Origin of the sequence: Joostella atrarenae (assembly GCF_021764745.1) — a bacterium.
Taxonomy (GTDB): Bacteria; Bacteroidota; Bacteroidia; order Flavobacteriales; family Flavobacteriaceae; genus Galbibacter; species Galbibacter atrarenae.
In genome coordinates this window covers 1-13698 of sequence record NZ_JAETXX010000008.1, presented here as the reverse complement: position 1 = coordinate 13698, position 13698 = coordinate 1, and the positions used below count along the sequence as shown (strand labels likewise).

General features: G+C 33.0%; 15 protein-coding genes. All 15 read left to right on the top strand.

The window, feature by feature from the left end:
* Positions 1-30 precede the first annotated feature (30 nt).
* Positions 31-1389, top strand: a complete 1359-nt coding sequence (locus tag JM658_RS12000; protein WP_236959511.1) for a hypothetical protein — start codon at positions 31-33, stop codon at positions 1387-1389.
* 77 nt (positions 1390-1466) lie between these two features.
* Positions 1467-2216, top strand: a complete 750-nt coding sequence (locus JM658_RS11995) for a toxin-antitoxin system YwqK family antitoxin (RefSeq protein WP_236959510.1) — start codon at positions 1467-1469, stop codon at positions 2214-2216.
* A complete protein-coding gene (locus JM658_RS11990; protein ID WP_236959509.1) occupies positions 2213-3454 on the top strand; it encodes a hypothetical protein in 1242 nt (413 codons plus the stop codon). The genes JM658_RS11995 and JM658_RS11990 overlap by 4 nt, the downstream gene beginning before the upstream one ends.
* Before the next feature lie 19 nt (positions 3455-3473).
* Positions 3474-3773 (top strand): hypothetical protein, encoded by a 300-nt coding sequence (locus JM658_RS11985; protein WP_236959508.1) that lies wholly within the window; start codon positions 3474-3476, stop codon positions 3771-3773.
* Positions 3766-4227: a PulJ/GspJ family protein gene (locus JM658_RS11980; protein ID WP_236959507.1), complete on the top strand. Its 462-nt coding sequence runs from the start codon at positions 3766-3768 to the stop codon at positions 4225-4227. The genes JM658_RS11985 and JM658_RS11980 overlap by 8 nt, the downstream gene beginning before the upstream one ends.
* Positions 4224-5351, top strand: a complete 1128-nt coding sequence (locus tag JM658_RS11975; RefSeq protein WP_236959506.1) for a type II secretion system F family protein — start codon at positions 4224-4226, stop codon at positions 5349-5351. Before JM658_RS11980 ends, JM658_RS11975 begins: the two co-directional genes overlap by 4 nt.
* A 55-nt stretch (positions 5352-5406) precedes the next feature.
* Positions 5407-5814 carry a type IV pilin protein gene (locus JM658_RS11970; protein ID WP_236959505.1) on the top strand — a complete coding sequence of 136 codons (408 nt, stop codon included), beginning with the start codon at positions 5407-5409 and terminating at the stop codon, positions 5812-5814.
* Positions 5814-6326: a prepilin peptidase gene (locus JM658_RS17270; protein WP_394800479.1), complete on the top strand. Its 513-nt coding sequence runs from the start codon at positions 5814-5816 to the stop codon at positions 6324-6326. The genes JM658_RS11970 and JM658_RS17270 overlap by 1 nt, the downstream gene beginning before the upstream one ends.
* Before the next feature lie 6 nt (positions 6327-6332).
* Positions 6333-7754 carry a GspE/PulE family protein gene (locus JM658_RS11965; RefSeq protein ID WP_236959504.1) on the top strand — a complete coding sequence of 474 codons (1422 nt, stop codon included), beginning with the start codon at positions 6333-6335 and terminating at the stop codon, positions 7752-7754.
* Between the two features lie 4 nt (positions 7755-7758).
* Positions 7759-9657, top strand: coding sequence for a type II secretion system protein GspD (locus tag JM658_RS11960; protein WP_236959503.1), 1899 nt, complete (start codon positions 7759-7761; stop codon positions 9655-9657).
* A gap of 9 nt (positions 9658-9666) precedes the next feature.
* The gene (locus tag JM658_RS11955; RefSeq protein ID WP_236959502.1) at positions 9667-10851 is read left to right on the top strand and encodes a PilN domain-containing protein; all 1185 of its coding nucleotides are present in this window, start codon (positions 9667-9669) and stop codon (positions 10849-10851) included.
* A 65-nt stretch (positions 10852-10916) separates the two neighbouring features.
* Positions 10917-11375: a hypothetical protein gene (locus tag JM658_RS11950; protein ID WP_236959501.1), complete on the top strand. Its 459-nt coding sequence runs from the start codon at positions 10917-10919 to the stop codon at positions 11373-11375.
* On the top strand, positions 11359-12318 hold the full coding sequence (locus tag JM658_RS11945; protein WP_236959500.1) for a fibronectin type III domain-containing protein: 960 nt from the start codon (positions 11359-11361) through the stop codon (positions 12316-12318). Before JM658_RS11950 ends, JM658_RS11945 begins: the two co-directional genes overlap by 17 nt.
* Positions 12315-12809: a hypothetical protein gene (locus JM658_RS11940; protein ID WP_236959499.1), complete on the top strand. Its 495-nt coding sequence runs from the start codon at positions 12315-12317 to the stop codon at positions 12807-12809. The genes JM658_RS11945 and JM658_RS11940 overlap by 4 nt, the downstream gene beginning before the upstream one ends.
* A 46-nt stretch (positions 12810-12855) precedes the next feature.
* On the top strand, positions 12856-13698 hold an 843-nt coding region (locus JM658_RS11935), incomplete at its 3' end, for a putative metal-binding motif-containing protein (RefSeq protein ID WP_236959498.1).

Genomic DNA, 13698 nt, shown 5'->3' with positions numbered 1-13698 from the left:
TAAGCTAAACTATATAATACCTACTAAACTATGAATGTATTTTATAAAATACTAGCCATTGTTATGGCTTTTTCTTCGGTTTCCTATGCGCAGGATTTTACCATTACTGCACCCAAATCTCCTAAAGACGATTGGTGTGATTTTAGTTACAATGGAAATTTTTACACTATTGAATCTGGCGCTTCTAATACTACATACAAAACAAAGATCGTAACCTATGACCAGGATTTTAACGTTATTTCTGAATTACCTTCAGATAGAAAATTACGCTCCAATGAGCTTTCTTTAGTTTCGGACAAGGGAACCGCATTTGCCTTTTCCATGTATGATAATGAGAACAGATTGGGAGTGTTGAATAAAGGTGGATTTCATAAGTTAAAATCCAAAGATTCTTTTGTTCAGTTTATTACCAATCAAAAAGTGATTATTGCAAGAATGGAAGAAAATATATTGGGAACTGATATTGGATGGAAAATAGAGGTGACCGATATGAGTACTGAAGAAATAGAGAAGTTTGAAATGGAAGCTCCTACGTTTCGTGGTGAAAAACTTTATGGTGCATGGCTTATGGACTATAAAGAAGATCGTTTTAAAATTGCTTATATCAATAAAAGTAGTGAAGAGAAAAACTTTAGGAACTACATAGCTGTTGAATATGATTTTAAAGGCAAAATTATAGATCAGCAAAGTATTGAAGTGTTTTTGAAAGATTCAAAATTTTCTTTTTTAAATGATCATCCAGGTGCATACGATACCTACGGATCAGTAAACAGTAGTATGGTTACGGCTGTTAATTCACCTTTGGCAAATGGAGTACTTTACTATGACAGATACGACGATGCTTATTATGCATTTGGAGGTTATGAAAGAAAACGGGATGTTTCCGGAATTTATGTTCATAAATACGATACTTCGGGGAAATTGGTATGGAAGCAACAATATCCTTTGGATGATTTTAAATTAAAATATCTTAATAGTTACAATCGTATATTAAATTTTGATATAGGCCCTACCTCTATAGGAATGAATTTATATACCAGAAAAGGAAAAGATTATTGTGGTTTTTATCTAGTAGATAAAGAAAATGGAGGTTTAATAGGAAGCAAAATATTGGATCATTATGAGCTTTATAAATGGAGTCATAAGTACAATACAATTTTTGCACCATTTGAAAGTAAAGATACACCTTTTAAAGATTTGGTATTTAATCGTTTTGTGGTTTATGGAATGTTAGAAGATCCTTCTTTTGCTGAGTTTGTTGAACAAATGCAGGAAGACTACCTGCTTAAAGCCTATTGGAATGTAGAAGGATTGAATGTGCTCTATACTAAAAAGAAAAAAAGTCCTGAGATCTATTTTAAATCGTTTAAAAATTCCAAATCCCTTTAAATATGAATGTTAGCCGTGTTAGAAATTATGTCGTGATACTGCTCTTGGTAATTACGGGTTGTCAATCCATGCCCGAGATGATTACCAACAAAAAGATTTTGCATAATGAAGGGTTTAAGGAAGAGGTATATATTACAGATAAAGAGCCCAAGGCAAAAAATGACCGTTATTATTATTGGTATAAGTCCAGGGTGCTTCATAAAACACTCGATAACTATTCAGGAGAGTTGGCTGATGGTCCTTATGTAAAATATTACTACTCCAGTCAAATGGCAGAAAAAGGGAATTTTGATGATGGTTTAAAAGAAGGGAAGTGGAGTACTTGGCATGAGAACGGACAATTGGCATCGGTAACATATTGGAGAAAAGGAAAACAAAAAGGAGAAGAGCTTCATTATAATTCTGATGGTGACCTCTTATTAAAAGGGAGGTACCGCAATGGTAAAAAACACGGTCGATGGATACATATCGAAGATGGAGATACATTGGTATTTAAAAGAGGAGACCGAATTCTTAGGGATACTACAGCTAAAGACACTGTTTCGAAGCAGTTTTTCTTAAGTCGCTGGCTTTTATCTAAAGAGAAAGATTCAATTAAAGTAGATAGTGCTCAGCATTCTGATAAAGGATTTTTTGGACGTTTATTTAATTCAGATTCAACAGAAAGGGCTCAGCGTAAATTAGAACGTGAGCGGGAAAAGGCTTTAAAAAAACGAATGAAAAATAGCACGGGAGGAAAAGAAAAAGAAAATACTGGTTTATTTCAAAAGCTTTTTGGTAAGGAAGAAAAAAAGGCAATGACAACAAATAAAAGCACTAAAAAATGATAAAAGCGGCCTCCTTATTCTATGCTATTATTATCTGCGTTTTGGTAGGGATATTTTGCTATTCACTTTTATTGATTAGCAATTATATGAGCCTGCATGAGGGAATGATGGATAGGGAGGAGTTTCTTTTAAGAACCAATGAAGCAGCCAGAATATATTATAGACACCAGATCCAAGAAGGAAAGCTAGGAATGACTATAGACAATGATGTTTTAGAAAATGGAATTTCTTCCCGAGCCGAATTAAATACTTGGGGCGTTTATAACATGCTAAAGGTAATGACTTTTTCGGGAAAAGACACTGTTTATAAAATTGACCTTTTGGGAAGAAAAATGGATTCGGTAACGGCATTGTACATGCCCGATAAAGGAGAACCCTTGCATATGGTGGGGGAAGCTAAGATAATCGGGGACGTGAGCCTGCCCAAAGCCGGAATAAAACCCGGATATGTAAAAAGTCAGGCTTTTAAAGCGGCTAATTATTTACACGGAAAACGATCTATTTCTTCAAGTCAACCTATAAAAATAGCAATGGGAATGTTAACTAATGAATTGACAGATTTTGATGAGGTTGCTTGGGACACGATTGAAGATCAACAATTGGAAAGCGCATTCAATACTCCCGGAATTCATATAAGGGCTTCCGATACGGTAATTTCTGGAAAATCATTAAGAGGAAAAATAATGATTTCCGCTAAGGACACCTTGTTTGTGAGTCGTTCCATGCAAATGGATGGAATACTTATAAGTGCTCCCAAAGTAGTTTTTGAAAAAGGGTTTCGAGGAAATGTACAGGTCTTTGCTTCGGAGCAAATCGTTTTAGAGGAAGATGTGGTTCTTACCTATCCATCCAGTTTAATAATAACGAGTAAAGATAAAACAAAAGAGAGCCTTTTAAAAATGAAAAAAGGGAGTCAAGTATTAGGTAGTGTTATAATGGTTCCAAATGTCTCGGATAAAGAATCTAATTGTTTAATGGATATAGGAGAAGGTTCCGAAGTTATTGGAGAGGTGTTTTGTAATGGTCCATTATTATTAACAGGAAAGGTAATCGGATCCGTTTATGCAGATGAGTTTTATTTAAAAACTAAGTCGGCCTCTTATAAAAATTATTTGATGGATGGAACCATCAATGCCGAAGAGCTCCCTGTTTTTTTTGTAGGCTCGGCTATAGGTATTGCAGACAAATTGTCTAATGTGAATTTTGAAAATTATGCAGTTATTGAAGAGTTGTATTAAGGTTTCCGGATCAACGCTGGTGGAATCCATCATTGCCATGAGTGTTGTGGCTATTTGCCTGTCCTGTGCATTTTTAATTTTTGGAAATGTATTAGAATCTGCTACCCCGGATAAGCTGCTTGTAGGAGAACAAAAAGTAAAGGAATTATATAGGAAACTTGCGGGAGATGAAATTATTGAAGACCAGAGTTATGAATATGAGGGATATACAATAGAACAGCAGGTAAACCAAAAAAAAGAGCGTGGGTACATAGAGGTGTTATATATAATACAAGCAGGGAAGATGTCAAGAACTTATAAATATTTGATGGATGAATAAGGCAAGTGTAAAAGGGTTTACTGTTCAGGAACTATTGGTGGGGATGGTGGTAACATCCATGGTCATAACAATGGTTTATACAATTATAAATCATATAACAGGTCAATTAAACGCTTTTAAAGAGTATGGGAATGTTATAATGGAATACAATCAGTTGAAAATGGTATTGGATCGCGATATTTATCATTCAACCGAATATGAATTTAAAGAAAATGAACTCGTCTTAGTTAATGGGAAGTCAGAAATTAAATATCATTTTAAAGACGAATATATGGTACGTAATAACCAAAAATCTATGGATACCTTATGGATATCCAATCGTGTTCTAAGTACAGAAGATATTACCTCTGATGTATTTGGAATACAATTGTCATTATTTGATGGAAGGTATACCTATTTCGGAAGTAAAGAAAAAAACCTTAACCAGCTTATTAACCAGTATTTCTTAAAATGAGTATTGATCTTTCGACATATCAAAGTAAAGCAAACCAGAAAAAGGTCAATGGTAATTATCAGGATTTCTTTGCCAAACAACTAGTGTTGGGAAATGGTTTTTCTGATAAGAAGAAAATGGAGTTCTATAAGGAATTATATACTCTTCTGTCTTCAGGAGTAGACTTTAGAATGTCTTTGGAAATTTTGAAGAATCAGGAAAAAACTAAAAAGGTTAAAACGGTAATTGACAATATTCAAAAAGCCGTAGTAAAGGGACAAGGGTTGCATGAGGCGATGCAATATACTGGGAAGTTTTCACCTTATGAGTATTACAGTATTAAAATTGGCGAAGAAACCAGAAAGTTAGGCGATATTTTATTGGAATTAAGTCTTTATTATGAGCGAAGGGTCAAGATGAAAAGGCAGATCATATCCGTTTTTACCTATCCAGCATTTGTATTATTACTCACTTTTGGGGTGCTGTATTTTATGATGAAATATGTGGTTCCTATGTTTTCATCGGTATTTAGACAGTTCGGAAAGGACCTTCCTCCTATCACCCAAAAAGTGGTTTATTTATCCAATCATTTCTCGGCTATAACTTGGGGGATTTTTATTTTTTTCGGCTTATTATTTGGCCTTCATACTTATTTTAAAAATCAAGAATCTTATAAAATATGGACCTCACGATGGCTACTTAAAATTCCCTTTTTAGGGAAACTCATAAAGCAAATCTATATTACTAGATTCTGTAATACATTAAGCCTGTTACTACGAGCAAAAACTCCCTTAATAACCTCGTTAGAATTAATTCAAAAGATGATAGCATTTTATCCCATTGAGGCTAGTTTGGAGGTGGTTAAAAGGGATATTAAACACGGTATGCATTTTTCTAGTGCCTTGGCAAAACATTCCATTTATGATAGTAAAATGATTTCTATGATTAATATTTCAGAACAGGTTAATAAACTGGAAGAAATGTTCGAGAGATTAAGTGTACAATATAATGAAGAAACGGAGCATAAGACAAAAATGATGGGTGTGGTTATGGAGCCCTTGATTATTATCATTATTGGTCTTATTGTAGGAACTGTCCTTATAGCCATGTATTCGCCCATGTTTGATTTAAGCAAAATTTTATAATACAAATACCTAAACAATGAAAACTATAAAAGTAATTAAAAGCAAGCTGTATGCTTTGAAAAAGCTAAGGGGAAAAGTTCCCGGTTATTCCATGTCGGAGCTATTAATTGTATTGTGCATCATAGGGATTTTAATTCTCCTGGTATTGCCAAATCAAACCTCCGTTATCACCCAAGCAAAAGCTATCGAAGCGCAAAGTATGCTCAATCACGTGTATGGTTTAGAGAAGAGCCACTTTTACAGATACTCTAAATATACAACAGATTTTGAAGCTCTTGGGTTTGAGCATGCTAAAACCATATCTGATGGAGGCCAAGCCGTTTATAAAATTGAAATTATTGAAGCTTCTCCAAGCGGTTTTAAAGCAAGGGCTACTGCCATTTCAGATTTTGATGGTGATGGAAGTTTCAATACATGGGAAATAGATCAAAATAAAATATTGTTGGAAGTAATTAAGGATTGATGGAGAAATATATAATTTATAAAGAGCCCTTGGTGTATAGTGTTTTAATTATATGCTTTTTGATAATTTTTTATCAAGATATTCAAAAGCGATTGATTCATATAGTTTTGCCAATTACGATTGGTGTTTTTACAGTGTTTTTGAATTTTAAAAAAGTCGATTTTTGGCATCAAATGGTATGGATAAATAGTTTTTTACTTCTAAATTTTTTAGTTCTTATAATTTATTATTCACTAAAAAATAAGAGGCTGGTAAATATTTTTAAATCCCAAATTGGAATAGGAGACTTACTTATATTTATAGCGGTTTCTCCACTGTTTAATTATAGTAATTATCTTCTTTTTTTCATAACGAGTCTACTGTTTTCACTTGTTTTGTTTTTCTTTTTTAAGAACAGATATAAAAATGGACAGACGATTCCATTAGCTGGGTATCTCAGCATATTTCTGATAGGTGTTTTGACTTATAGTTATATGGCAGGTAAAAACTTATTTGATAGTTATTTAATTTAACCCTTAATGATACCAACTCAAGAAATACAAATAGAAGTAGCATTACAACAACTGATTACCTCAGATTTAGCGTACGGCTTTAGAATTATTCCAAAAGGTGTTGATACGATAACTTGTGAGTTTTATATAGATGAAGAGCATCAGGTTTCGGGTATAAAAGAAGAACTTGCGCTTTATTTTGGAAAAGAAATTGTGCTGATCCCTTTATCTAAGGATATCATCAATCAAGCGCTTTTTAGATATTATCGAAAACAGGAAAATAAGGAAAATGTATCGAATACCTCTAAAAATGGTTCTTATGAAGAAAGAGAATTTCTAGAGGAAATTATTCAAGAGGCTAAATCTATAGGGAGTAGTGATATTCATTTTGAAGTTTTTGAAGATAAGGCCAGAATCAGATTAAGAATTGATGGTTTATTAATTGAAAAATACAATATCCCCTTAGAAAATTACTTAGCTCTGATCAATCGGATAAAAATAGAATCTAATCTAGATATTACTGAAAAGCGACTACCGCAGGATGGTAGGATTAATTTCGAAGATTTTGATATCAGAGTTTCAATTTTACCGACTTTATACGGAGAGAAAGTGGTGATGAGAATTTTAGGGAGAGATACCTCAAATATTTCCTTGGATCAATTAGGAATGAGCAAAGAAGAGAAAAAAATATATTTGGAGGGGGTAAAGAAAAGCAATGGAATTGTACTCATAAGTGGTCCTACGGGTTCTGGGAAAACGACAACTTTGTACGCTACTTTAAAATACTTAAATGATTCCAAACGGAATATCTTGACTGTTGAGGATCCTATTGAGTATACCTTACAGGGAATTAATCAGGTACAATTAAAAGAAGATATCGGATTGACATTCTCTGCTGCTTTGCGTTCCTTTCTAAGACAAGATCCGGATATAATTATGCTAGGAGAAATTCGGGATGCAGAAACAGCTCAAATGGCTATAAGGGCTTCCTTAACTGGACATTTAGTACTCTCTACAATACATACCAATTCTGCTATGGGAACCTTGACACGGTTAATGGATATGGGAGTGCCTTCATTTTACATTAGTGAAACCTTAAATATCTCTGTTGCCCAGCGCTTGATACGTTTATTATGCAACTCATGTAAAGTTAAAGAATCTTTATCAGAAGATAGTTTGCCGCAGGGATATACACCACCGTTTATACTTGAAACTCATTACAAAGCTGTGGGCTGTCCAGATTGTTATTATACTGGATATAAAGGGAGAACTGCCATTTATGAATTTATACAAGTTACTAAAGAGGTTATAAATATGGTAACCAATGGAACGACGGAGGGTGTCTCCAAAGATTTTCATAAAAACAGTTTGTCCACTAAGGCTTTTAAGATTTTCTCTCAGGGGAATACCTCTTTGGAAGAAATTTATTCACTACTAATAAATAAGTAATTGTATGAAAAAGATTTTACTATGTTTAATGATATTACTATGGTCTTATACGGTATTAGCGCAAGCACAATCAGAAAGCCTAAAAGCTGTATTGGATACTTTTGCGATAGAACACCCGGCACTTAATGAAACTGTTCGTATTGATATTACTGGATTAACCTTGTATGATTTTTTGAATTCTATTGCCGCAGAGCATCAAATAAATATCAGTGCCGATTCGGATCTTTCACAAGTTGTGGAAAGTAGTTTTTATGATATTTCCGTGATAGATATATTTTTATTCGTTGCTAAAAAATATGATGTAGATATTCAGATAATTAATAATATTATTGTTTTTAAAAAACCGGAAATTGAGCGGAAGGTAGTTAAAAAGGAGGCTCCAAAGGAGTTAAATATAACATATAATAAGGAAAATGATTTTCTATCGCTTAAACTTTCTCAAGATTCTCTTCATAGTGTAGCTAAAAAAATTACTGATCTGAGTAATAAGAATATTATCATTTCTCGAGCTATTAATGACGAACTGATTTCTTCATATATTATAAACAGACCTTTTGATCAGGTACTTGAAATGATGGCTCAATCAAATAACCTGGCATTATCAATAGATGATAATGGCTTTTATGTGTTGGGAAAGCAAATTAATGATTCCAACACTAGAAAAGGAGGAACAAAAGCTTCCAGTGTTCAGAAATTGGAAGCATTAAAATCTACTGCAGAGGTAGATATATTACCAAATGGACAGTTAAGTATTAAAGCGTATGATGCCGATGTTTTTTCACTTATTGCTTTGGTGGCGGAGAAAATGGGAATCAATTACTTTATGTATAACAAACCAGAGGTTTTAACAACTACAATGGTTGCTAGTAATTTTAGTTTTGATGAACTTCTGGATCATATTTTTAAAGGAAAGAAATTTACCTATAAGAAAAAAGACGGATTTTATCTTATAGGAGATCAGAATACTGAGGGACTTCGCAGTACAGAACTCATTCAACTTCAAAACCGCACTATAGAAACAGTGATGGAAATTTTACCAGCAGATCTTATAACCGATGTAGAGATTAAAGAGTTCATAGAGCTAAATGGGTTTGTGGTAGCCGGATCCAGACCAAGGATTGAGGAAATAAAGGAGTATATAAAGCAAGTAGATGTTGTGGTTCCTATGATACTTATTGAAGTATTAATTGTACAATATCAAAAGTCCAATGAAATTAAAACCGGAATACAGGCGGGATTGAGCAATGAGGTAAAGCCTACATCCGGAGTACTATTTCCAACAGTTGATGTACAATTAAATTCTTCATCAATTAATAGTCTGATAGAGGCATTTAATGGTTTTGGAATTTTTAACCTAGGTAAGGTAACAGAGAATTTTTATATGAGCCTGAGAGCTTTAGAGAACAATTCCATTATAAATATGAAATCAACTCCTAAGATATCTACTTTAAACGGACATGAAGCGAGTATATCCATTGGAGAAACAAGCTATTATTTTGAACAAAATAACCGACTAATAAATAGTGGATTGGGGAATGATATTTTACAATCAGGGCAATGGAAATCAACGGATGCAAATTTAAGTGTTAATATAAAACCTTTTGTATCCCGAGACGAACAAATTACTCTAAATATTGTGGTGGAAAGAAGTTCCTTTTTAGGAAGGCAAGGAGAAAATGCACCTCCCGGAAAAGCTACCCAACAGTTTGAGTCTTTGATACGAGTGCGAAATGATGAAATGATTTTATTAGGAGGTTTGGATGAGCTAGAAAGGGAAAATTCAGGTACAGGCACACCATTACTTTCTAGAATTCCAATTATCAAATGGTTTTTTAGCAGTAGGTCAAAAAGGGCGGAGAAATCCAAGTTACACGTTTTTATAAAACCAACAGTAGTTTATTAGTTGTAATCCATGGAACAATCATTAACTGATATATTTAAAAATCAAACCTATGCTGTTATAGGTGTAAATTCAGGAGAGCTAACTTTATTTGATCTATTAATTTGTAAAAGAAAAGGATCTAAAGTTGAAATTTCCCAAATACACTATAAGTTAACTCAGGATGACTTACTAAAGCAGGTTTCTTCAAAAATGAAGGTGCTTTTAAATATACAGGGGAAAAGCGTAGTGAGTAAGATTTTAGGAGCCCATGAGAATGTTCGAAAAGATTTCTTTTTGAATAAAGTATCTATAGACGAATTTTATAGCTATGTATATTCAACTGAAAAAGCCAATAATACCTCCGTTATTAGAAAGGATACTTTTAAAGATATTATAGAACGATTATTACCTTTAAAAATTCATCCGATAGATTATAGTATAGGTCCTTTTGTAGGAATGTTGATAATGCCATTGGTAAAAGAAAAAAAGGTTCAAGTAGATAGTTATTTATTCTATAGTGAAAATGATATTACAATTGTAGAATTGAATGATGAAAATAGTACTTGTAATGAAATGGTCGAAATAGACAATACCAAATTTTCCCCGAGTGTTTTACCTCTTTTCGGAACCTTAATTAATTATCTTTTCCCCAGTGAGCGGATACTATATGATGTTACTGTTTTTGAGAATAATAAGAATGAAGACCGTTATAAAAAATGGTTTTCTTATGGTGTTATAGTAATGATCATTCTTTCTTTCACAGGTTTATTAACTAGCTATCTTTTATTGGATTATTATAATAATGAATATGTAAGATATGAATCGGAGTTATACCTTAAAAAGGAGAATTATAACCAATTGATTGAACTAGAAAAATGGTGGAATCAACAGCAGATTATTATGGAGGAATCAGGTCAGTTAAATGATAAATTTTTTTCTTATTACATCTATGAATTAGGAAGTTCAACCCCGGAGGATATTACGTTGAATTCACTTAAAATAAATCCATTATTAAAAGGAATAAAGAATAAGGAAAAGGTGGATAAAGAGCTTCAGGTCATTGAGATATCGGGAATTGCTGAGCATAGCAAAGCTGTAAGTTTATGGTTGGAGCTATTACAAAAAAAATCTTGGGTTCAAAAAATAGAAATTTTAAATGTTGGGTTGGACAAGGGAAAGAAATCAGAATTTATTTTTAGAATTATTTATAAATAATGTTTGAACAATATTCATATAAAGTAAAATTAATTGCATTAGGCTTAATAGCTATCATTCTTTTTTTGGCATCATATAAGCGATCCTTTAAGTTGACCATGGCGTCTTATGATCAAATGAAGCAAAGTGAAAATCGGTTAAGGGAAATAGATGAGCGTACTTTTAATGCTCAGAATTTAATAAAAAATACGACTTCGTATAATTTAAATCAACATCAGAATGAAATCACTCCAGAAAAAGTACAACGTAAGATACTTGAATTTGTATCTGATTATGATGAAGTGACAATAGATCATTTAAATCAAACACATGAATTTAATGATGGTCATTTAATCACATATACAAATCAGTTAAGACTTTCCGGTACTTATAATAAACTATTAGAACTTGTGTATTCATTTGAAAGAAATTTTACAGCTTCAACCGTTGTTAGTGTTGATTTTGAAAAAGTCAAAGACTATAAAAAAAATCGTGAAAATTTAAAAGTAAATTTAATATTTCAGAATTATGAAAAGATTAATTAATATTTTTTTGTGCATAGGATTCATATCATTTCTAAGTTGTGATGATGTTTTTGAAGAAGATATTGAAGAAGAGAATATTCAAGTGATTTTTCCAAAAGAAGGGGATACTATTAGTAGTAATTCTGTTGAATTTAGATGGGGCGAAATTGACGGGGCAAAAAAATATCGTCTCTTTGTAACCAGTACTTCTACAGGAAAAGTGCTCTATGATACACTGGCTTTAGGGAGCCATGTTAACTTACCTTTTAATACTGGTAGATTTGTTTGGAAGGTAAGAGGGGAGAATTCTGCATATACCACTACGTATACTAAAGAAATAAATTTTCAAGTAGCATCTTCGAGTGATTTATCAGAACAAACATTGTTTTTAAAATCTCCATCTGATAATTTTTACACCAACACAACGCAATCCATTTTACTTACATGGGAATTCAATAAAAATGCTCTTGATTATGTTCTTGAAATTGATAAAACAGTTTCTAACAATACAGAAACAATTATTCATGAAGAGGGATTAACTTCTAATAACTATACTTTAGATGCCTCTGAAATAGTGGATGATGCTTTGTATTCATGGCGGGTGAAGGGTGTTAATGAAGAGAGTGAAACTGTTTATACCTCACGGAAGATATATATAGACAAAAAAGCACCAAATGTTCCCGCCTTAATGACACCTGAAGACAATGCTGTTAGTGGTGATACAGTTACTTTTAACTGGGAAGTAGCAAATGATCTTGGAGTTATTTCGTCACCTACAAAGTCAATTCTACAATTAGCTAAGAATGTAGAGTTTACAGATGGGGTTATTGAATTTGAAACTTCAGTAAATGAACGAGAATATACATTCACAGACAATGGAGATTACTATTGGAGAGTAAAGACGTTGGATGAAGCCGGGAATCAAAGTGAATATAGTAGTAATAGAAAAATAACCATTCAATGATAAAAGACAATAAAAAATTGAATATAGGTTTAGGAATTGGACTTGTCATAATTTGGGTATCAATTCTCAATAAGTATTTTCATTTCTTCGATAAAAGCGAACATGAAACGACAGTCGCCTATGCTATGAATCCCAAAGTTGAAACTATAGGATTAGCAAAGGATACTTTTTCAATAGATCCAGTCATAAGAGATCCTTTTTTAGGTGCCAATACTCAAAAAAAGTTTACTAAAAAGAAGACTAAAGAGGAGTATATCCCTGTTATACAAAAGCCAAAACCAATTAATAATGTTAAATGGCCAAAAATTCAATACTTGGGTTATATGAAAGGGTCGGAGAGCTCTGCTAAGCTTGCTTTAATAAAGATTGATAATCAACTAAAAAGAATAAAAGAAGGTGGGAAATATAATAATATAAAAATCTCAAAAGTATACAAAGATTCCATTGTTCTTATACAGGATAATGAAATAATTAAGATATTTTCTAAATAATTCAAAATATTAATAGCCCTACTTATTAACTATAACCTATAAAAGAATGATTAAAAACATTATACTGTGGATTGTATTATTAATAACAAGCACATTATTTTCGCAAACAAAAAGTATTGATAGTACTACTACTTCTTCTTCAACTAGAGCTCTTCCTCCTCCAGATGGAGGAGGAGATGGTGATTGGTGGTGGTTAACTAAGGATTATGATAATGACGGATATGGTGCACCTGGTAATCCTCGTATCAAGTCTTCCAAGCCTCAATGGCCTGGGTATGCATCAAATGAAGATGATTGTGATGACCATAATCCTAATGTTCATCCAGGGGCTACTGAAATATGCGGTGATGGTATAGATAATAACTGTAATGGAAGGATTGATGAAACCATGCCCACTGCACCACTTATACTGAGTATAACTAAAAATTGTGGTAGTACTATCATTACCAGAGGTTCACCACCGAGCGGTATTACTTGGTACTGGCAAAGCTCATCTTCAGGGACTAGTACGAGTAATTCTTCAGTAAGTATTACCCGTACTTCAGGTACTATATATTATTTAAGAGGATATAACAGTTCTTCAGGTTGTTGGGGACCGTCAAACCCTATTAGTTATTCAGTTAATACAGTACCGGGAGCCCCATCAGTGCCAACAATAACTAAAAATTGTGGGAGTACGGTATTAACAAGGGGAACACCTCCAAGTGGAATTACGTGGTATTGGCAGAGTTCATCTTCGGGGACAAGTACAAGTAATTCATCAGCGAGTGTAACTTTAAGTAGTGGATCTACTTATTATTTACGCGCTAGAAATAATTCAACCGGCTGTTGGAGTTCTGTTAGGAGTGTGAGTTATTCCATTAATACGGTTCCAGGGACACCATCAGTA